The 20,425-nt window shown below is 71.4% G+C and carries 19 protein-coding genes; 9 read left to right on the top strand and 10 right to left on the bottom strand.

Annotated features, from left to right (window positions below):
- The first annotated feature begins 13 nt into the window (after positions 1–13).
- Positions 14–2,956, top strand: coding sequence for a bifunctional [glutamine synthetase] adenylyltransferase/[glutamine synthetase]-adenylyl-L-tyrosine phosphorylase (locus BO64_RS08095; RefSeq protein ID WP_496402779.1), 2,943 nt, complete (start codon positions 14–16; stop codon positions 2,954–2,956).
- Positions 2,957–2,966: 10 nt separating this feature from the next.
- Here the strand turns inward: BO64_RS08095 and BO64_RS08090 are convergent, their stop codons facing one another.
- Positions 2,967–4,751, bottom strand: a complete 1,785-nt coding sequence (locus BO64_RS08090; protein ID WP_496402778.1) for a sensor histidine kinase — start codon at positions 4,749–4,751, stop codon at positions 2,967–2,969.
- A gap of 155 nt (positions 4,752–4,906) precedes the next feature.
- Positions 4,907–7,525: an aminopeptidase N gene (pepN, locus tag BO64_RS08085; protein ID WP_496402777.1), complete on the bottom strand. Its 2,619-nt coding sequence runs from the start codon at positions 7,523–7,525 to the stop codon at positions 4,907–4,909.
- Positions 7,526–7,728: 203 nt separating this feature from the next.
- Here pepN and BO64_RS08080 point away from each other — a divergent pair, with 203 nt between their 5' ends.
- The 3 genes from BO64_RS08080 to BO64_RS08070 all read left to right on the top strand — a co-directional run bounded on the left by BO64_RS08080 (position 7,729) and on the right by BO64_RS08070 (position 10,485).
- The gene (locus BO64_RS08080) at positions 7,729–7,926 is read left to right on the top strand and encodes a hypothetical protein (protein ID WP_496402776.1); all 198 of its coding nucleotides are present in this window, start codon (positions 7,729–7,731) and stop codon (positions 7,924–7,926) included.
- A 134-nt stretch (positions 7,927–8,060) separates the two neighbouring features.
- Entirely contained in the window at positions 8,061–9,176 is a 1,116-nt protein-coding gene (locus BO64_RS08075; RefSeq protein ID WP_496402775.1) for an acyl-CoA dehydrogenase family protein, read from the top strand.
- A gap of 82 nt (positions 9,177–9,258) precedes the next feature.
- Positions 9,259–10,485, top strand: coding sequence for an acyl-CoA dehydrogenase family protein (locus BO64_RS08070; RefSeq protein WP_496402774.1), 1,227 nt, complete (start codon positions 9,259–9,261; stop codon positions 10,483–10,485).
- A gap of 84 nt (positions 10,486–10,569) precedes the next feature.
- Here the strand turns inward: BO64_RS08070 and BO64_RS08065 are convergent, their stop codons facing one another.
- The 4 genes from BO64_RS08065 to efp all read right to left on the bottom strand — a co-directional run bounded on the left by BO64_RS08065 (position 10,570) and on the right by efp (position 13,847).
- Complete coding sequence (locus BO64_RS08065) at positions 10,570–11,874, bottom strand: glycosyltransferase (protein WP_496402773.1); 1,305 nt, start codon at positions 11,872–11,874, stop codon at positions 10,570–10,572.
- A 4-nt stretch (positions 11,875–11,878) separates the two neighbouring features.
- On the bottom strand, positions 11,879–12,298 hold the full coding sequence (locus BO64_RS08060; protein ID WP_496402772.1) for a CBS domain-containing protein: 420 nt from the start codon (positions 12,296–12,298) through the stop codon (positions 11,879–11,881).
- A 76-nt stretch (positions 12,299–12,374) separates the two neighbouring features.
- Positions 12,375–13,142: a sulfite exporter TauE/SafE family protein gene (locus tag BO64_RS08055; protein WP_496402771.1), complete on the bottom strand. Its 768-nt coding sequence runs from the start codon at positions 13,140–13,142 to the stop codon at positions 12,375–12,377.
- 138 nt (positions 13,143–13,280) lie between these two features.
- Positions 13,281–13,847 (bottom strand): elongation factor P, encoded by a 567-nt coding sequence (efp, locus tag BO64_RS08050; protein WP_496402770.1) that lies wholly within the window; start codon positions 13,845–13,847, stop codon positions 13,281–13,283.
- 89 nt (positions 13,848–13,936) lie between these two features.
- Between efp and epmA the strand changes: the two genes are divergently transcribed.
- The 4 genes from epmA (at position 13,937) to BO64_RS08030 (ending at position 17,927) form a co-directional block, all read left to right on the top strand.
- On the top strand, positions 13,937–14,953 hold the full coding sequence (gene epmA, locus BO64_RS08045; protein ID WP_496402769.1) for an EF-P lysine aminoacylase EpmA: 1,017 nt from the start codon (positions 13,937–13,939) through the stop codon (positions 14,951–14,953).
- A gap of 76 nt (positions 14,954–15,029) precedes the next feature.
- The gene (locus tag BO64_RS08040; RefSeq protein ID WP_496402768.1) at positions 15,030–16,070 is read left to right on the top strand and encodes a lysine-2,3-aminomutase-like protein; all 1,041 of its coding nucleotides are present in this window, start codon (positions 15,030–15,032) and stop codon (positions 16,068–16,070) included.
- A 106-nt stretch (positions 16,071–16,176) separates the two neighbouring features.
- Positions 16,177–17,619 carry a L,D-transpeptidase family protein gene (locus BO64_RS08035; RefSeq protein ID WP_496402767.1) on the top strand — a complete coding sequence of 481 codons (1,443 nt, stop codon included), beginning with the start codon at positions 16,177–16,179 and terminating at the stop codon, positions 17,617–17,619.
- A gap of 5 nt (positions 17,620–17,624) precedes the next feature.
- Complete coding sequence (locus tag BO64_RS08030) at positions 17,625–17,927, top strand: hypothetical protein (protein ID WP_496402766.1); 303 nt, start codon at positions 17,625–17,627, stop codon at positions 17,925–17,927.
- Positions 17,928–17,943: 16 nt separating this feature from the next.
- Here BO64_RS08030 and mepK read toward each other — a convergent pair whose 3' ends face one another.
- From mepK to BO64_RS08010, 4 genes are all read right to left on the bottom strand, one after another.
- Positions 17,944–18,495 carry a peptidoglycan L,D-endopeptidase MepK gene (mepK, locus tag BO64_RS08025; RefSeq protein WP_496402765.1) on the bottom strand — a complete coding sequence of 184 codons (552 nt, stop codon included), beginning with the start codon at positions 18,493–18,495 and terminating at the stop codon, positions 17,944–17,946.
- A gap of 146 nt (positions 18,496–18,641) precedes the next feature.
- A complete protein-coding gene (locus BO64_RS08020; protein ID WP_496402764.1) occupies positions 18,642–19,085 on the bottom strand; it encodes a group III truncated hemoglobin in 444 nt (147 codons plus the stop codon).
- Between the two features lie 52 nt (positions 19,086–19,137).
- Entirely contained in the window at positions 19,138–19,320 is a 183-nt protein-coding gene (locus BO64_RS08015) for a CsbD family protein (protein WP_496402763.1), read from the bottom strand.
- Between the two features lie 64 nt (positions 19,321–19,384).
- Positions 19,385–19,981, bottom strand: coding sequence for a TetR/AcrR family transcriptional regulator (locus BO64_RS08010; RefSeq protein WP_496402762.1), 597 nt, complete (start codon positions 19,979–19,981; stop codon positions 19,385–19,387).
- 90 nt (positions 19,982–20,071) lie between these two features.
- Here BO64_RS08010 and BO64_RS08005 point away from each other — a divergent pair, with 90 nt between their 5' ends.
- Positions 20,072–20,413 carry a DUF8200 family protein gene (locus BO64_RS08005; RefSeq protein WP_496402761.1) on the top strand — a complete coding sequence of 114 codons (342 nt, stop codon included), beginning with the start codon at positions 20,072–20,074 and terminating at the stop codon, positions 20,411–20,413.
- The last annotated feature ends 12 nt before the right edge of the window (positions 20,414–20,425 follow it).

Here is a 20,425-nt window from a genome sequence, read left to right as displayed (position 1 = left end):
CCCTCGTGATGTGATGGATGTTGGGCGTCGGATGACCGCGGGCAAGACCGAGAAACTGAGCGATCGGCTGACGCCGTGCGGACCCATCGCCGACGCCAAGGCGGCCGAGCGGGCGCGGGAGATTATCGCCGACGCCGTCTGGACCCCGGCGCTGGAAGCGGCCTGGCCGGCGCTCGCGCCCGTGTTCGGGGCCGCCCCCTACCTCGCGGGCCTCGCCCGGCGCGACCCCAGGCGGCTGGCGGCCCTGCTCGACAGCGACCCGGACGCCCGACTGGACGACCTCCTGGCGCGCACGGCGGCGGTGGCCGAACTCGCCCCGGAACAGGCGGCCGAGCCCCTGCGGCTGCTGAAGCAGGAGCTGCACCTCCTCACCGCCCTGGCCGATCTGGGCGGAGTCTGGGATCTCGACCAGGTGACCGGCGCCCTCACGCGCTTCGCCGACGCCTCGGTCTCTGCGACCCTGTGGTCGGCGGCCCGGGGCGAGCTGGCGGCCGGGCGGCTCACGCGGCTGGGCGCGGCGGAGGGCGGGGCCGGGGGCGAGACGGGGCCGGTCCCCGGCTGGTTCTGCATCGCCATGGGCAAGCAGGGCGCCTTCGAGCTGAACTATTCCAGCGACATCGACGTCTCGGTCTTCTTCGATCCCGAGCCCCTGGCCGAGGTGCTGGCCCCCGACGTGGAGCCCCAGGCCTTCGCGGTGCGGCTGACCCACCGGGTGTCCGACCTGATGCAGGCGCGCACCGCCGACGGCTACGTCTTCCGCATGGACCTGCGCCTGCGGCCCGACCCGTCGTCCACCCCGCCCGCCGTGCCGGTGCCGGCGGCCCTGGAGTACTACGAGACTGTGGGCCAGAACTGGGAGCGGGCGGCCTTCATCAAGGCTAGGCCGTGCGCCGGCGACCTGCCCGCGGCCCGCGCCTTCCTGCGCGAGCTGGTCCCCTACATCTGGCGCAAGAACCTCGACTTCGCCGCCATCGCCGACATCCATTCCATCAAGCGGCAGATCCACGCCCACAAGGTCGACGAGCGGGTCTCGGCCAAGGGGGTGGACCTCAAGCTGGGCCGCGGCGGCATCCGCGAGATCGAGTTCTACGTCCAGACCCAGCAGCTGATCCTCGGCGGGCGCCACCCCGAGCTGCGCAGCCCGCGCACCCTGGACGCCCTGGCGGCCCTGCGCGATGCGGGCCATGTGACCGCCGAGGCGGCGGCCCAGCTTACCGAGTCCTATCGCCTCCTGCGCGGCGTCGAGCACCGCATCCAGATGCTGGCCGACGAGCAGACGCACCGCCTGCCCGAGAGCGATCCCGAACGGCGGCGGGTGGCGGCCCTGTCGGGCTATGAGCGCCTGCAGAGCTTCGATGCGGCCATCACCCGGGTGCTCAAGGGCGTGAACGCCCGCTACGGCGAGCTGTTCGCCGAGGAAGAGCCGCTGTCGTCCCGGTTCGGCAGCCTGGTGTTCACCGGCGTGGACGACGATCCCGAGACCCTGGCCACGCTCCAGCGGATGGGCTTCTCCAACCCCGCGCGGGTGTCGCAGACCATCCGCAGCTGGCACCACGGCACCATCCCCGCCACCCGGACGGAGCGGGGGCGGGAGCTGTTCACGCGCCTTGCGCCCAAGCTCCTGGAGGCGGCCCAGGCGACGGGGGCGCCGGACCCGGCCTTCAACCGCTTCTCGGACTTCTTCGCCGGCCTCTCCACGGGCGTCCAGCTGCAGTCCCTGTTCCTGGCCCAGCCGCGGCTGTTCGAGCTGATCGTCCAGGTCATGGCCTTCGCGCCGCGGCTGGCCGCCACCCTCGCCCGGCGGCCGGCAGCCATCGACGCCATGCTGGACCCGGCCTTCTTCGCCCCCATCGACGTGGCCGAGGACGAGGCCCTGATGACCGAGGCCGTGGGGCGGGCGGGCGGCTTCGAGGCGGCCATGGACGTGGTGCGCCGCATCCATCGCGAGCAGGCCTTCCGCGTGGGGGTGCAGGTGATGAGCGGCACGGCCAGCGCCGAGGTGGCCGGCAAGGCCTTCGCCGACCTGGCGGACGTCTGCATCCGGGCCCTGGCCCCGCCGTCCCTGGCCGAGGCCGAGCGGCTGGGCGGCGCCTTCGAGGGCGAGGTGGCGGTGGTGGCCCTGGGCAAGTGCGGCTCGCGGGAGATGAGCGCCAGCTCCGACCTCGACCTCATGACCCTCTATCGGGCAGCCGATCCGGCGGGGATGAGCGCGGTGAAGGGCTGGGACGCCTCCACCTTCTACGGCCGCTTCACCCAGCGACTGATCGCGGCCCTGTCCTCGCCCACCGCCGAGGGGACCCTCTATGAGGTGGACATGCAGCTGCGCCCCTCGGGGACCAAGGGGCCGGTGGCCGTGTCCATGGCGGCCTTCGAGCCGTATTACCAGGGCGAGGCCGAAACCTGGGAGCTTCTGGCCCTGACCCGGGCCCGGGTGGTGTGGGCCAGCTCGGAGGCCTTCCGCGCCAAGGCCGAGGCGGCCATCGAGGCGGCCCTGCGCCGGCCGCGCGACCGGGCGGCCACCGCCCGGGACGTGCGCGAGATGCGGGCCCTGATGGAGCGCGAGCGGCCGCCCAAGGGCGACTGGGACCTCAAGCTCAGCCCCGGCGGCCTGGTGGACATCGAGTTCGCCGCCCAGTTCCTCCAGCTCTGCCACGCGGCGGCGGGCGGCCCGTTGTCGCCCAACACCGCCGACGCCCTGGCGGCCTTCCGGGCGGCGGGCCTGGCCGAGGCCGAGCCGGTGGAGGCGCTGCTGGCCGCCTGGCGCCTGCAGCAGGACCTCACCCAGCTCCTCAAGGTGGCGCTGGAGGACAACGCCGACCCAAGCGACGAGCCCAAGGCCTACCGGGCCCTGCTCGCCCGGGCGGGGGGCGTGCGCGAGTTCCGCAGCCTGAAGAAGAAGCTGGCCGACGCCCAGGCCCGGGCGCGCAAGGCCTACGAGGCGGTGGTGCGGCCCTGAGCCGCCGGCCTCAGGCCGCCCGGGCGGCCTGGCTCTGGCGGAGGGGGAGGCTGAAGCTGGCCGTCGTGCCCTCGCCGATGCCGGCGCTCTTCAGGTCGAGCAGCCCGCCGTGCATCTCCACGAAGGCCTTGGTGAGGGCGAGGCCCAGGCCCGTGCCCTGCTGGGTCTTGGCGTGCTGGGTCTCCACCTGTTCGAACGGCCGGGCCAGGCGCTCCAGGTCGTCGGGGGAGATGCCGATGCCGGTGTCGATGACGCTGATCCGCACCCGCTCGCCCAGGGGATCGTCCCGGCGCTCGGCCCGCACCGTCACCCGGCCGCCGCGGGGGGTAAACTTGATGGCGTTGGAGAGCAGGTTCAGCAGCACCTGCTTCACCGCCCGGTAGTCGGCCTCCACGTCCGGCAGTTCCACGAAGTCCATCACCAGGGTCAGGCCGGCGCTCTCGGCGCGGTTGCGGACCAGGCGCAGGGCGTCCTCGGCGATCTCCTCCAGCGAGCAGGGCTCGAACCGCAAGGTCATCTTGCCGGCCTCGATCTTCGACATGTCGAGAATGTCGTTGATCAGCGCCAGCAGGTGCTGGCCCGAGCTCAGGATATCCCGGGCGTAGTCGCGGTAGCGGGGATCGCCCAGGGGGCCGTACATCTCGCCCACCATGATCTCGGAGAAGCCGTTGATGGCGTTCAGAGGCGTCCGCAGCTCGTGGCTCATATTGGCCAGGAACTCGGACTTGGCCTGGCTCGCCCCTTCCGCGCGAATCTTCTCGGCCTCGTACTTGCGGGCCAGTTCCGAAAGCTGCTCCTGGCTGCGCTCCAGGGTCTCGACCACCCGGCGCAGCTCCTCCTCCTTGAGCCGCTGGGCCTCCTCCTGGGCCTTGAGCACGGTGATGTCGGCGGCGGTGACCACGAGGCCGCCCTCGGCGGTTGGGCGTTCCGAGATCTGCACCCAGCGGCCGTCGGCCAGCTCCGCCTCGCGCACCCCGGGACGGCCGCCCGGGGCGGGATACTCCCGCCGGATCGCCCGGCGCGCCGCGCGCTCCACCTGCTCGCGGCCGACGCCGGTGTTCAGCAGGATGGGGTCCACCTGGAAATAGTCTCGGTAGTTGTGGTTGCACATCAGCAGCCGGCCGTGCCGGTCCCACAGGACGAAGGCCTCGGACACGCTCTCGATGGCGTCGCGCAGGCGGCTCTCGGCCTGCTGGGCCCGGGCCTGGGCTAGGCGCTCCTCGGTGACGTCCAGGGCGACGCCGATGATCCGGGCGTAACCGCCCTCGGGCGCCTCGCCGAAGCCGCGGCCCCGGGCGTCGATCCAGACCGGCCGGCCGCCCGCCAAGCTGGGCACGCGGAAGCTGACGTCGAAGTCCCCGCGAATGGCGGCGGTGGCCAGGGCCTCGCGCAGGCCGTCCCGGTGGCCGGGGGAGACCCGGTCGAGCACCGCCTGGCCGTCCACCACCCCGCCGCGCCACCCGAACAGGGCGGCGGTGACCTCGGACATGAAGATGCGGTCGGTGGCCAGGTCCCATTCCCAGATGCCGCAGCGGGCGGCCTCCACGGCCATGCGGAAGCGCTGCTCGGAATCGGTGAAGGCGGCGTGGGCCCGCTCCACCCGGCCGCTCTCCAGGAACAGCAGGACGCCCAGGCCGAAGGCGATAACCAGGGGCGCGATGAGCCACAGCAGCTGCTCGGCCGCCCCCAGCGGCCCCGCCGCCAGCCGGACGACGGCGGCCAGGGTGTAGAGGGCCAGGATCAACAGCGCGGAGAGCACGCCGATGCGGGTGAACCGCTGGGTCGGCGGGCGCACGGGCTCGAGCGGGGCCGACCGCCCTTGTGCTCGCTTCCGCCCCCCGCTGGACAAGGCTCGCAGCTCCCTCCCCGCGTCGGCGAGACCCGACGCAAATCAGGAGTCTAAGCGAAGTCGACTCGCCGCGTAACCGTGGCGCAACGTCCCTCGGGGTCTCACTCGCCGAGAGCGCGGCTGGCCAGTTCGTAAACGTTCTTCGACAGACCCTCGGCGGCGACGATCCGCTCCAGCTCGGCCTTCATCAGCGCCGCCAGTTCCGGCGTGTAGCGCCGCCAGCCGCCCAGCGGATCGACCAAGCGGGCGGCGGTCATCGGATTGTAGCCGTCCACCGCCAGGATCTGGTCGGCCAGGAAGCGGTAGCCTGCCCCGCTCGGGTCGTGGAAGCGGGCCGGGTTGAAGTTGGCGAAGGTCGAGACCAGGGCCCGCAGGCGGTTGGGGTTCTTGGCGTCGAAGGCCGGGTGGGCGGTCAGCCCCAGGACGCGGCCGAGGGCGCCCTCGGACGGATCGCGCGCCTGGGCGGCGAACCACTTGTCGATGACCAGGGGTTCGGCCTGCCAGCGGGCGTAGAAGTCGGCCAGGGCCTCCTCCAGCGCCGGGCCGCCGATCTGCACCAGGGCGCTGAGCCCGCCCATGGCGTCGGTCATGTTGCTGGCCGCATGGTAGTGGCCGAGGGCCAGGTCGGCGATGTCGCTGCGGGGATTGGCGGCCAGCAGCTCCAGGGCGGCGTTGCGCAGGGCCCGGCGGCCGGCGCCGGCGGCGTCGGGAGAGAATTCGCCCAGGTCCTGCAGCCCCGTATGCAGCCGCTTCAGCTCGTGTTCCAGATGCACCGCCAGCCGTTCGCGCAGGGCCTCCCGGGCGGTGTGGATGGCGGCCGGGTCGGCCGGGCTCATCCGCAGGGCGAGGTCGGTTTCCGAGGGCAGGGCCAGCAGCAGGGCCTTGAAGGCCGCATCCGAGGCCTGGTCGGCCAGGGCCCGGCCCACCGCCTCGGCGTAGCGCTCCTCGTTCACATCGTCAGGATGGCCCCCGGCGCGGCGCAGGATCAGGTCGGCGGCGAGGTCCTGGCCGGCTTCCCAGCGGTTGAACAGGTCGGGGTCGGCGGCGAGTTGGACATAGCGGTCCTTGGGCGGGGCGTCCGTCGTCAGCACCACGGGCGCCGAGAAGCCGCGCAGGGCCGACACCACCGGATCGCGGTCCACGCCGGTGAGGGTGACGCTCATCTTCGGCTTGTCGAGGACAATCACTGTCTCGTCCATCGCCTTGCCGTCGCGCTCGAAGGCCTGGACGCGGCCGTCGAGGTCCAGCAGGCCCACGGTCACCGGAATCGGCAGCGGCGCCTTGGCAGGCTGGCCGGGGGTGGGCGGCGTCTCCTGGGACAGCTCCAGGGTCAGGGTGCGGGCCGTCGCGTTATAGCGGCTTTCCAGGTTCACCCGCGGAGTGCCCGCCTGCTCGTACCAGGTGAAGAAGCCGGACAGGTCGCGGCCGGCGGCCTCCTCGAAGCAGCGGATGAACTCCTCCACGGTGGTGGCGTGGCCGTCCCAGCGCTCGAAATAGAGGTCCATGCCCGCCTGGAAGGCCTCAGGGCCGATCAGGGTCTTGAGCATCCGGATGACCTCGGCGCCCTTCTCGTAGATGGTCGCCGTGTAGAAGTTGTCGATCTTCAGGTAGCTGGACGGCCGCACCGGGTGGGCCAGCGGCCCCTGGTCCTCGGGGAACTGCCGCGCCCGCAGGGCCTTCACGTCCTTGATCCGCTGGACGGCGTGGCCGCGCATGTCGGCCGAGAAGCTCTGGTCGCGGAAGACGGTCAGCCCTTCCTTCAGGCACAGCTGGAACCAGTCGCGGCAGGTGATGCGGTCGCCGGTCCAGTTGTGGAAGTACTCGTGGGCCACGACGCTCTCGATGCGCTCGTAGTCGAGGTCCGTCGCCGTGGCTGGATCGGCCAGCAGCAGGGAGCTGTTGAAGATGTTCAGTCCCTTGTTCTCCATGGCCCCGAAGTTGAAGTCGCGCACGGCCACGATCATGAACAGGTCGAGGTCGTACTCGCGGCCGAAGGCTTCCTCGTCCCACTTCATCGACCGCTTGAGGGCGTCCATGGCGTAGGCTGCCCGGGGGGCCATGCCGGGGTCCACATAGATGCGCAGGTCCACGGTCCGGCCGCTCATGGTGACGAGCTTGTCCTCCAGGACATCCAACTCGCCCGCCACCAGGGCGAACAGGTAGCTCGGCTTCGGGAAGGGGTCGTTCCAGACCGCGTAGTGGCGCCCGCCCGGCAGGTCGCCCTGTTCGACCAGGTTGCCGTTGGACAGCAGCCGGGCGAAGGCCTTGTCGGCCTCCATGCGCACGGTGAAGCGCGACAGCACGTCCGGGCGGTCGGGCCAGAAGGTGATGGTGCGGAAGCCCTCGGCCTCGCACTGGGTGCAGAAGCGTCCGCCCGACATGTAGAGGCCCGAGAGGGCCTTGTTGTTCTCGGGATCGATCTCGACCTCGGTCTCCAGGACGAAGGCGTCGGGCACGGCGGCGATCGTCAGCCACTCGGTGTCGATCTGGTGCTCGGCCGGCGAGAGCACGCGCCCGTCGACGGCCACCGAGATCGGCTTCAGCCGCTCGCCGTTGAACCGCAGGGGCTCGGCATGGTCGCCGTTGCGCCGCACCTGCAGCCGGGCCTTCACGCGGGTGGCGTTGGGCTTGAGGTCGAAGGAAAGGAAGACCTCGTCCACGAGGAAGGCGGGCGGCCGGTAGTCGGCGAGGCGGATCGGCTGGGGGCTCTCGGTACGCATGGGGACCATCTAGGCGCTTGGGCGTCGCGGCGCCAAGGCGGCCGGCCCCTCGTGGATGTGGTTGGCCGACGCGGCGGCCGTCATTTGACGGGGCGAACCCGCCGCGGGGCGCGCAGGTTCCGAGGGTTTTCCAGGACGGGGGTCGGGACGGCGGCGGCCGGCCCTCGCGTTGCTGTGCGGCCGCGGGGGCATTTGGGGGCGTCGTGGCCAACTACCAGATCTACCGTCTCGACGGCCTGGGCCGGCTGACCCGGGGCGAGCGCTTCGACGCCGAGGACGACGAGGCGGCGATCGCGGCGGCCCGCAAGTTGCGAGGGCAGGGCGCCTGCGAGCTGTGGTGCGGCGGCCGGATCGTGGGCCGCTTCTCGCGCCTGGGCGAATTCAGCCGCGACGCCTCCTGACGCGGGGTGAGCTGACCTCGCGTGAGGAGCGCGCAGGTGACGCGAGGTCATACTTTTCAGGGGCTTCGCCAAGCGTATGCTCGCCCTCCATAGAGAGGAAACCGAGCCGGGCAAGCCGGCGCGATGGGGCCCAGATGAATTTCGATTTTTCCGACGACCAGAAGTTCCTGAAGTCCGAGGCGCGCAAGTTCCTCGAGGCCAATTGCCCGACGTCGCGGGTGCGCAAGGTGCTCGACGACGACGCCAAGGCCTATGACGAGGCGCTGTGGAAGCAGGTGGCCGAACAGGGCTGGCTGGGCGCGGCCATTCCCGAGGAATACGGCGGCCTGGGCCTTGGCCATGTGGAGCTGTGCGCCATCGCCGAGGAACTGGGCCGGTCGCTGGCCCCGATCCCGTTCGCCTCGACGGTCTATTTCCTGGCCGAGGCGGTGATGCTGGCCGGCTCCGAGGAACAGAAGAAAGCCCTGCTGCCGAAGATCGCCGCCGGCGAGGTGATCGGCGCCCTGGCCACGTCGGAAGGTCCGGGGCCGGTGACGGCGGCGACCGTCCAGGCCGGCGTCTCGGGCGGCAAGCTCTCGGGGACCAAGATCCCCGTGACCGACGGCGACATCGCCACCCATGCGGTGGTCCTCGCCAAGGAGGGCGGCAAGCCCAGCCTCTACCTCGTGGACCTCAACGCCGGCGGCGTGACCCGCGAGACGCTGAAGACCCTCGATCCCACCCGCGATGCGGCCAAGCTCGTCTTCGACGGCGCCGCGGCCGACCGGCTCGGCCCGGCGGGCGAGGGCCTGGCCCTGCTGGAGCAGGTGCTGGACCGGGCGGCGGTGCTGATCGCCTTCGAGCAGTGCGGCGGCGCCGACCGCTGCCTTGAGATGGCCAAGGCCTACGCCCTGGAGCGCTACGCCTTCGGGCGCACGATCGCCAGCTACCAGGCGATCAAGCACAAGCTGGCCGACATGTACGTGAAGAACGAGCTGGCCCGCTCCAACGCCTACTACGGGGCCTGGGCGCTCAACACCAACGCCCCCGAACTGCCGGTGGCGGCCAGCGCGGCGCGGATCGCCGCCTCCGAGGCCTTCTGGTTCGGCTCCAAGGAGAACATCCAGACCCACGGCGGCATCGGCTTCACCTGGGAGGTGGACGCCCACCTCTACTACCGCCGCTCGCGCCAGCTCTCCCTCGTCGCGGGCGCCCCCCGGGTCTGGAAGGAGCGGCTGGTCAGCCAGCTCGAGCGTCGGAACGCGGCCTAAGGCCCGCAGCGGATGGACATGACTCCCGGCCAGGCCCGCGCGCTCCAGGCGCCCCGCCGTCCGGGATGACGGAGAACACGAGATGGACTTCAACGACACGCCCGAAGAAGCCGCCTACCGCGCCCAGGTGCAGGCCTGGCTGAAGGAGAACGCCCCCAAGCGCGGCGTTTCCGGCGATCCCGAAGGCGGCGACACCATGGCCGCCTCCAAGGCCTGGCAGGCCAAGAAGGCGGCGGCGGGCTACGCCCAGATCACCTGGCCCAAGGAGTGGGGCGGCCCCGGTGGCACGCCGATCCAGCAGGTCATCTTCAACCAGGAAGAGGCCAAGTACCCGATCCCGCCAAACCCCTTCCAGATCGGCCTCGGCATGTGCGTGCCGACGGTGATGACCTTCGCCGACGAGGAGACCAAGAAGCGCTTCGTGGGCCCGGCCCTGCGCGGCGAGGAGATCTGGTGCCAGCTGTTCTCCGAACCCTCGGGCGGCTCGGACGTGGCCGCGGCGCGCACCCGGGCGGTGCGGGCCGACGACGGCTCCGGCGACTGGATCATCAATGGCCAGAAGGTGTGGACGACCGGCGCCCAGTTCTCGGACTTCGGCATCGTGGTCACCCGGACCGATCCTGACGCGCCCAAGCACAAGGGCCTGACCATGTTCTGGGTCGACATGAAGGACCCGGGCATCGAGGTGCGGCCGATCCACCAGATGTCGGGCGGCTCGGGCTTCAACGAGGTGTTCTTCACCAATGTCCGCGTGAAGGACAGCCAGCGGCTGGGCGCGGTGAACGACGGCTGGCGCGTGAGCCTCGTCACCCTGATGAACGAGCGCCTGGCGGTGGGCGGCCCCTCGGGGACCCAGTGGCCGCAGTTCATGGAGGCGGCCCGCGCCGTCGCCGGCCTCGATGGGGCGCCGGCCATCAAGGACCAGGCCCTGCGCGAGAAGCTGGCCGACTGGTACGTGCAGACCGAGGGCCTGAAGCACACCCGCAACCGCACCATCACGGCCCTGTCCCGCGGTCAGACCCCGGGGCCGGAAAGCTCGATCGGCAAGGTGGTCTCGGCCCTGCAGCTGCAGGAGCTGGCCAATGCGGCGGTGGAGATGCTCGACCACTACGGGGTCATCAACGATCCCGAGCTGAGCCCGCTGAAGGGCGCCTTCCACGCCTCGGTGCTGTACGCCCCGGGCCTGCGGATCGCCGGCGGCACGGACGAGATCCTGAAGAACATCATCGCCGAGCGCGTCCTCGGCCTGCCCGGCGACATCCGGGTGGACAAGGACATCCCTTTCAAGGACCTGCCGACGGGGCACTAGGCTCGTCGGGCGCGCCTTGCAGGCGGTCCAGGCGCTGCACCCACAAGGCGCGGCGCCGGGCCAGCCGGCGATCCCCAGTAGGGCTCAGGCGGTGAGCGCCAGGGGCGGCCGAGCGCGGCCCTCGATCAGGCTGCTGTAGAGGCGAGTGAGCGCCGCGAAGGTGGCTTCCCAGCCGTGGCGGGTCTCGGCCCGCAGCCGGGCGGCCCGGGCGATTTCGCCAAGGTCCCGGGCGAACAGGGCCTCGATGGCCGCCGCCAGCCCCTTGGCGTCGACGGTGTCGGCCGGCTGGCCCACGGCCTCGTCGATCAGCTCGCCCACTCCGCCCCGGCGAGAGCCCACCACCGGCAGGCCGGCGGCCATGGCTTCCAGCACCACCAGGCCGAAGATCTCGTTCTCATTCGCGTGCAGGCAGGCGTCGCAGCTGGCGATGATCCCGGCGAGCTTCACCGGGTCGCGCTCGTAGTCGAGGCAGATCACCCGGTCGGACGGCGCCACGTCCTTGCCGGCCCCCACCAGCAGCAGGGTGTAGGGCGCGCCCAGGCGCTCCACCGCCTCGACCATGGAGTCAATGTTCTTCTCCCGGGCCGGGCGGCCAGCGAACACCAGCAGCCGGGTCTCGGGCGGCAGGCCGAGGCGCCGGAACAGCCGGGCCCGGTCGCCCCGGGCCGGGTGGAACAGCTCGGTGTCCACCCCGAGTTGCTGGATCGACAGGCGGGTCACCCCCGCGTCCGCCAGGCGCGAGGCCATGTGCCGCGAGGGGGCCACCACATGGTCGAAGCGCTGATAGGCCTGGGCCCAGAAGTTGAAGGTGGGGGCCTCGGCCCATTCACCGAAGTGCAGGGCCGCCAGGGCCGCGGCGTCGGTGTGGCAGAAGCCGACCACCGGCGCGCCCAGCAGCTCCCCGGCCTCAAGCGCCGCATGGCCGGGCACGAACACGTCGCCGGCCTCGATGATGTCGGGCCGAAGGAGGGTGAGAATGGTCTCCCACTTGGCGAGGCTCGCGGGCATCCGGTAACCGTTGCCGAACGGCAGTCGAGCGGCGGCCACGGTGACGATCCCCGAGGCGTCGGCCTGGGTGCGGGCGCCCGGCACCACCAGCGAGTGGCGGATGTCCGGCCGACGCCTTTCCAGCCAGGCGCGCTTGGCCATCAGGTAGCGTTTCACGCCCCCCGACTTGGGGGCGTACATCATGGTGGTGTCGAGCAGGTGGAAGCCGGCCTCGCCGTCAGCGGCGGGCGGGCGCGGCGGCGCGGCCTCGACGGCGGGACGCACCTTCTCCGCCAGTCGGAGGGCGGCGGCTTCGGACACGCGAACGGCCTTTCCGTCGTGGATGCTCTTCGAGGCGGCGATGAACAGGGCGGCCGAACGGTCACGGCCGCCATCGCGCACGCGGCTAACGCCGGGTCGGCTCGCTGATCTCCTCCAGAGCTTGGCCAGTGGTCCTGTCCTTTCCCTGCTGGGCGATGTCGCCGAGGGATACGATACCGACCAGATGGTGATCCTGGTCCAGCACGATCAGGCGCCGGACCTGAAGCTCGGCCATCTTATCGGCGGCCACAGCGATGTCATCGTCCGCGTAGCAATACTCGATTCCGGAGGTCATCACCTCGGCCGCCGGAGTATCGAAGCTGCGCGCCTCGCTCACCGCGCGGATCACGATGTCCCGGTCGGTGACCATGCCGCGGACCTCTTTCCCCTCGCACACCGGGATCGAGCCGGCGTCGATGTCGCGCATCTGGCGGGCGACCTGCAGCAGGGTGTCGTCAGGGCGGGCGACCGCGACCTCGCGGGACATGATCTCGCCGATGCGCATGGGCTCTCTCCGGGTTGGCCGTCCGGCCATAACCCCGCAGCGCCCCAGAGGTTGCTCAGCTTCCGCCGTGCGGGCGCTAGAACAGGCCAATGGCCTGCCAGGCGGCGAGGCCCACCACCAGCAGGCCCACCACCCAGGTGAGCAGCCGCAGGGGCAGGATCTTGGTCATCCAGCCGGCGATGGGGGCGGCCACGACGCCCCCGGCGATAAGCCCGGCCAGGGCCCAGGCCAGGCCGTCGAGGCCCGCGCTCTTCCAGTGGCCGGTGACGAGGCTGACCAGGAAGGCCGAGGAGGTGGCGATGGCCACGAACATCTCGGCGGCGTTGGTGGTGCCGATGGCCTTGCGGGTGTCGGCCCCGCCGCCGATCAGGGAGCTGGTCACCACCGGGCCCCAGCCGCCGCCGCCGATGGCGTCGAAGAAGCCGCCCACGAGGCCCAGGGGCAGGGGCTGCTTCCAGGAGAACACCTTGGGCCGCACCTGCTTCCAGGCCCGGTAGAGGATCACCAGGCCCATCAGGGCCAGCCAGGCCACCACGAAGGGCTTCACCACCTTGCCCGGCAGGGAGGTGACCACATAGGCGCCCAGCACACCGCCCAGCACCCCGCCCGAGGCGAGCAGGGCCAGGAGCCGCTTGTCCACATTGCCGTGCAGCAGGTGCGACAGGCCCGAGGCGGCGCCGGTGAAGACCTTGGCCGCATGGACGCTCGCCGAGGCGCTGGCCGGCGGCACGCCCGCCGACAGGAGGACCGAGGTGGAGACGACGCCGTAGGCCATGCCCAGGGCACCGTCCACGATCTGGGCCGCGAAGCCGACGGCGGCGAAAAGCCAGAAATCCGAAACCATCGCCGCGCCGCTTAAGGCCAAGCTTCTCCCCCGGCCAGCCAGTTATGCTGATGGCGCGGTGAGGGAAGGTGGGCGCTACGGCCAAAAAAAATCCCTCCCCGGCGGCCGGGGAGGGACGCGATCGGCGGGCGGCGCGCCTTAGTCCTTGGCGCGTTCCTGATAGGAGCCGTCCTCGGTGAGGACGACGATCTTGGTGCCCACGGTGATGTACGGCGGGATCATGGTGCGCAGGCCGTTGGACAGCACCGCCGGCTTGTAGGACGAGGAGGCCGTCTGGCCCTTCACGGTCGGCTCGGTGTCCACCACCTCGAAGGTGGCCAGGCGCGGCAGTTCGATGGCGATCGGAACGCCCTCGTGGGTCGAGAGCTTCACCGTGCAGCCGTCGGTCAGATAGTACTTGGCGTCGCCGATCATCTCGGCCGAGGCGGTGACCTGCTCGTAGTTCTCGGGGTTCATGAAGTGGAACCCTTCGCCGTCCTCGTAGAGGAAGGTGTAGTCCCGCTCGTCGACGGTGGCGCGCTCGACGGTCTCGGTGGTGCGGTAGCGCTCCGACACCTTCACCCCGTCGGAGATGCGGCGCATGTCGAGCTGGGTGACCGGCGTGCCCTTGCCGGGGTGGATGTTCTGGGCGCTGAGGACGACGTAGAGCTTGCCTTCGATGTCGACGACGTTGCCCTTGCGGAGGGAGCTGGCGGAAACCTTCAAGTTGCAGGTCCTCGAGATGCTTTGCGAGTTCTTGGCGCGCTCGTATAGCGGGCTCCGCCGAAATCGCCAGCTTTTCAAGGCCGCACCCCGTGCCCGACCGTCGATCTTCGCCCTGGTGGGCGCCTGAGCGCCACGCCGACCGGCGCCCGTTCCTCATCGGCCGGGGAGCGATCACCCGCGCCTTGCGGGCCTGGTTCGAGGCCCAGGGGTTCATCGAGGTGGAGACGGCCGCCCTGCAGGTCTCCCCCGGCAACGAGGCCCATCTGCACGCCTTCGCCACCGAGGCCCTGACCATCGACGGCGCGGCCCGGCCGCTCTATCTGCACACCTCGCCCGAGTTCGCCTGCAAGAGCCTGCTGGCGGCGGGCGAGCGGCGGATTGTCAGCCTGGGCAAGGTGTGGCGCAACCGCGAGCGCGGGCCGCTGCACCATCCCGAGTTCACCATGTTGGAGTGGTACCGGGCGGGCGATCCCTACGAGGCGATCATGGCCGACTGCGCCGCCCTCATGCGTCGGGCGGCCGAGGCGGCGGGGGCGCGCGAGCTCACCTGGCGCGGGGCGACCTGCGATCCCTTCGTGGAGCCCGAGCGGCTCACCGTGGCCGAGGCCTTCGACCGTTACGCGGGGGTGGACCTGTTCGGCGACCTGCCGGCCCAGGCCCGGGCGCAGGGCATGCGGGTGGCCGACGACGACGTCTGGGCCGACGTCTTTTCCAAGATCATCGTCGAGAAGGTGGAGCCGAACCTGGGCTTCGGGCGGCCCACCATCCTCTGCGAATATCCGGTGAGCGAGGCGGCCCTGGCCCGGCCCAAGGCCGGCGATCCGCGGGTGGCCGAACGCTTCGAGCTCTATGCCTGCGGGGTGGAGCTGGCCAACTGCTTCGGCGAGCTCACCGATCCGGCCGAGCAGCGCGCGCGGTTCGAGGCCGAGATGGCCGAGAAGCAGCGCGTGTACGGCGAGCGCTATCCCATCGACGAGGACTTCCTGGCCGCCCTGGCCCACATGCCCGAGGCCAGCGGCGGCGCCCTCGGCTTCGACCGTCTGGTGATCCTGGCCACGGGCGCCCGCCGCATCGAGGACGTCCTCTGGACCCCGGTGGCCGAGTAGCCGGGTTGTCGCCCGCGCCGCCGCGACCCTGGCGAGAGTTGTCCGGGGGCGGGCGATGGGCCATATGCGCGCCACCATGACCCGCCCCCTCCGCACCGCCGAAGACCTGGTCGCCGCGGGCCTGGCGCCTGAGGCGGCCCTGCCGGAGCTGGCGCGGGTGGCCGAACGCTACGCCGTGGCCGTCACCCCGCCCATGGCCGAGCTCGCCCTGTCCTGCGAAGGCGTGGCGCGGCAGTTCGTGCCTTCCGCCGAGGAACTGGCGACCACCCCCGACGAGCGCCCCGACCCCATCGGCGACGACGCCTTCTCGCCGGTGGAGGGCATCGTCCACCGCTACCCCGACCGGGTGTTGCTCAAGGCCAACCACGCCTGCGCCGTCTACTGCCGCTTCTGCTTCCGGCGGGAGATGGTGGGGCCGGACGGGGTGCGGCCCCTGTCTCCGGCTCAGCTGGACGCAGCCATCGCCTATGTGGCCGGGCGGCCCGAGATCTGGGAGGTCATCGTCACCGGGGGCGATCCGCTGATCCTCTCGCCCCGGCGGCTGGCCGACATCGGCTCCCGCCTGGCGAAGATCCCCCATGTGAAGGTCGTGCGCTTCCACAGCCGCGTGCCGATTGTCGATCCGGCCAGGGTGACGGGCGAGCTGGTCGAGGCCCTGAAGACCGCGGGCAAGACCGTGTGGGTGGCCGTCCACGCCAACCATCCCGACGAGCTGACCCCTGAGGCGCGCGCCGCCTGCGCCCGGATCATCGACGCCGGCGTTCCCATGGTCAGCCAGACGGTGCTGCTGAAGGGGATCAATGACGATCCGGCGGTGCTCGAGGCCCTGATGCGCGGTTTCGTGGAGACGCGGATCAAGCCCTACTACCTCCACCACGGGGACCTCGCCCCCGGCACCGGCCACTTCCGCACCACCATCGCGGCGGGGCAGGCGGTGATGCGGGACCTGCGCGGCCGGCTCTCGGGCCTCGCCCAGCCCACCTATGTGCTGGACATCCCGGGCGGCCACGGCAAGGCGCCCATCGGTCCCAACTATGTGCGCGACGGCGAGGTCGAGGACCCGCAGGGCCGCCGCCACGTCTATCCGCCCGTCGGAGACGGGCCGGGCCGGGACTGATCGGCGTCAAAGCCCAGTTCAGCATCGTGGCGCTAAATTGCTGGCTCGTGCGTTGAGTAGCCGACGAGGCGTTCAAGGGGACAGGATTTCAATGCGTTGGGGATGGATGGCGGCGGTCCCGATGGTGCTCGCCAGCGCCGTGGCCGTGGCTCAGGAACCGCCGGTAATCACGCCCCCGTCGCCCGCGCCCGCCGCCGCGGCGCCGCCGCTCGCGCTCCCCGCCCCGGAAGGGCTCACCCCCGCCCAGGCCGAGACGGCGCTCAAGGCGCTCCAGGCCGCCCATCTGCACGGCCTGCGGCCCCAGGACTACCTGCCCGCCGATCCCGAGGATTCCGCGGCCCTGATGAAGGGGCTGCTGCGCTACGCCCGGGACGTGAAGGTCGGGCGCCTGGCCCCCGCCGACTTCCCCGACCTGTGGGCCATCCGCCCGGCGGCCTACGACCCGGCCCCCGAGCTCGCCCGCGCCCTGGCCGAGGACCGGCTGCAGGCCTGGCTCGACGGCCTCGCGCCCCGCTACGCCGGCTATGTGGCCCTGAAGCGGGGCCTGGTCCGCTACCGGGAGATCGCCGCGGCCGGAGGCTGGGAAACCATCCCCGCCGGGCCCCCCATGGGCCTCGGGTCCACCGACCCGCGGGTGCCGGCCCTGCGCAAGCGCCTGGCGGTGGAGGACCCACAGACCGAGGCCACGGGCTCGGCCACCTTCGACCAGGCCCTGCAGGACGCGGTGGTGCGGGCCCAGAAGCGCTACGGCCTAAAGCCCGACGGCGTGGTCGGGCCGGGCACGCTCGCCTACCTCAACCAGCCGGTCGGCCAGCGGGTGCTGCAGATCATCGCCAACATGGAGCGCTGGCGTTGGCTGCCGGCCACCATGCCGGCCACCCGGGTGCAGGTGAACTCGGGGGCGGCCATCGTCACCCTGTTCCGGGACGACAAGCCGGTGCTGTCCATGAAGGCGGTCTCGGGCAAGCCGGGCGACGAAACCCCCATGCTCATCTCGGCCATCCACTCGGTGGTCATCAATCCGCCGTGGAACGTGCCGGCCCGCATCGCCCGGGAGGAGCTGTGGCCCAAGGAGCGGGCCCGTCCCGGCTACCTGGCCGCCAACGGCTACCGGGTCATCAAGGTGGAGGGCGCCGAGCCCCGGCTCCAACAGAAGTCGGGGGATTCCAGCGCCCTCGGCCGTTTCAAGTTCGACTTCGACAATCCGTTCGCGGTCTATCTGCACGACACGCCGTCGAAGGGCGGCTTCGACCTTTACGCCCGCCAGGCCAGCCATGGCTGCGTGCGGATCGAAAAGCCGCGCAAGCTGGCCGAGGCGCTGCTGGCCGCCGATCCGGCCTGGGCCGCCCCGGAAGCCCTGGACGCGGCCCTGGGCGACGGCTCCAAGACCCAGCGGGTCCGGCTGGCGGAGCCGACGCCGGTGATGATCCTCTACTGGACCGCCTTCGCCGGGGCGGACGGGCAGATGCACTTCCGCAGCGACCCGTATAATTGGGACCGCCTGCTGCTGACCAAGGTCGGCGTGGTGGGCCAGGCGACGAAGGCTTAGGGACGATGCTGAAGAAGGTTCTGTGGCTGGCGCTGGGCTGCGCGGTACTGCTGGCGGCGCTGGCGATCAGCCGCGGCTTGGAATTCACCTCGGGGGAGCCCAAGGCCCAGGCGCCGACGCAGGCCGCCCCGGCGGCGGAGGAGGCGGCCAAGCCCGCCGCCGACACCCGGCCGGCGCCGCAGCCGACGGCCCCGATCGCCCGGACGCCCGACGAACTGCAGGTGGAGGAAGACGCCGCTGCGGTGGGCCTGACCACCATCGAGCCCGAACCGGCGCCCGAGGCGCCCGTGGCCCAGGCGCCGAATTAGCAGGATCAGCCGGGACTCAGGAGCCTCGCCACTGGCGCACCCTGCCCGTGTCCACGTGGACGAAGTTGGAGACCGGGTAGAAGCCGACGCCGCCAGCGCCCACGGCCAGGGCCGCCTTGTGCAGGTGGGTGAGGTCTACGCCCTCGATCCGCACGTCCACCGCCTTGCCCTGGGTATGCTGGCTGTTGGAGGCCACGCCCGAGCTCTTCTTGTGCAGCATCGCGTTGGTCCTGGGGGAGCGGTAGCCCGAGATGATCTGGAAGGGGCGGCGCGTCTCCAGCTTGCCCCCGATCGCGTGCAGGGCGTCGAACAGGCCCGGGTCCATGAAGTGCTCGTCGCCCGTGCGCCAGTCGCGGAGCACCCGCTGCGCCTCGGCCAGGGCGTCGGGCAGGTAGCGGCCGTTCTCGAAATAGACGCCGCTGAAGGCGTCCCCGGTGTGCAGGTTCTTCAGGGCCGCGCGGCGCGGGGCCTCGGGCGAGAGGCTGCGGGCCCAGGCGGGGACGGCGAAGGTGGAAAGACCGAGAGCGCCGGCGAGGCTCAGCACTCCGCGTCGGACGAGGGTGGGCATTGGGGGCGCCTCCAGGCCGGCGAACGGGTGGGCCTGAAGATGCGGCGTTCGGCCTTAGCGTCAACCTAACAAGCGGCGCGGTGCGACGAGATGAAGCCAATGGCCAAGGTTCGCGCAGCCCTTGGCCTCGCGTTCCGCCAGGGGGCTCAGCGCTCGTGGCGCGGGATGTATTCCGGGATCTGTCCGCGGGCCACGGCGAGGCCCAGCTTGAGGCTCTCGCCGATCATCTCCGCCTTGGCGATGAAGAGGTCGGCGGCCTCGAGGCGGCAGACCTTGCGGGCGGTGTCGCGCCACAGGTCCAGCCAGCGGGGGAAATGTTCAGGCTCGACGCCCGGGGTGCGGGCGTGGGCGACCATGGGGGCGCCCTTGAAGCGGCCGGTGGCCAGCAGCACCGAGGACCAGAAGTCACAGAGCTTGGCCAGGTGCTCGTCCCAGTCGTCGATGGCGCCGTTGAAGATCGGCCCCAGCACCCCGTCCTCCCGGACGCGGGCGTAGAAGGTGTGGACCTGGGTGCGGATCACCGCCTCGGTGATCCCCACGGCGACTCCCGGTCCGAGGCGGGGGCCGCGGGGATGTTCGACAATGCTCATGTCCCGGAGATAGCGCCGGAAACGCCGGCGCCAACTCCGGGCGGCTACGGACCTAGCGCTTCAGGACGTCGCGGGCGGCTTCCTTCAGCGAGCCCACGCCCTTCTGCACCTTGCCTTCCACGCGGTCGGCGGTCCCTTCGGCTTCCAGGCGCTCGTCGCCCGTGACGCGCCCGGCGGTCTGCTTGACGGCGCCCTTCATGTCCTTGCCGGCGCCCTTCATCTCGTCGCGGTGCATGATCTTCTCCTCGGTGGTTACGCCAGGGGAGAAGGCGGCGGCGGCGTCTTTGTTCCGAAGGGCTTCAGCCCCGGGCGGCCTGTTCGGTGCGGTCGAGGAGGGCGGAGAAGGCGGCCTGGGCCGAGCGCCGGGCGTCGGCGTCGCCCATGATCCGGCGGGCGTCCAGGTGGCCGAGGGCGAAGCTCTTCATCTGGAAGTAGGCCGACCGGGCCTCCACCTCGGGCAGCGGCGGGTCGCGCAGCTGCTGGAACTGGCGGACCATGGTGTTCTTCCACTGCTGCAGGCGCTTCTGCAGCAGGTCGCGGACCGGCCCCGGCTGGTCGTCCAGCTCGACGCTGAAGGCCACCAGCGGGCAGCCGCCCTGGACCCAGCGCTTCTCCTCCCAGTCCAGCCACAGCTCGAAGGTGCGGGCGAGGCGCTCCCGGGCGGTGGGCAGGTGCTCGGCCGGGCGCCAGACGAACTCGGTGAACAGCAGGGTGACGTAGTCGACCACCTCCAGCTCCATCGCCTCCTTGGAGTCGAAGTGCTTGAAGAGGCCGCTCTTGGAGAGGCCGACGGCCTCGGCGACGTCGGCCAGGCTGACCGCCGCGAGGCCTCGGAGCGCCGCCTGGCGGGCCGCCTCCTCGACGATCCGGATTCGCGTCGCCTCGCCCTTGCGCAACCGCGCCGCCTCCACGCTTGACAAAAAGTGACCGATCGTGCGCTTTCCTGCTGGCGACCGGTCGTGCTCTTTTCTAGCCGAAGGATCACGATGATGCAAAGTTTCAGGATCTTGGGGGCGATCGCGGCGGCCGCGTTCGTCTCGGCGACGGCCTATGCCGAACCCCCCGCGGCCGGGAGCCAGGCCGTCCTGGCCGCGCCCGCGTCCGCTGCGGAGGCCGTGGTGGATGGCGTCGCCTGGCGCTGCGAGGGCGCGCGGTGCGCCGGCGCGGTCCGGCGCTCGGGCGCCGACGGCCTGGTCAAGGAATGCCGGCGGGTGGCCGCTGTGATCGGCCCGGTCGCCAGCTACAGCAGCGGCGGTCGCGAGCTCACGGCCGGCCAGATTCGCGCCTGCAACCGCGGCGCGGTGACGATCCAGACCGCCCGGAGATGACCCCGGGCTGAA

The organism is Phenylobacterium composti DSM 19425, from assembly GCF_059568645.1.
The sequence above is the reverse complement of the archived record's forward strand: the minus strand, read 5'-3'. Positions and strand labels throughout refer to the sequence as shown.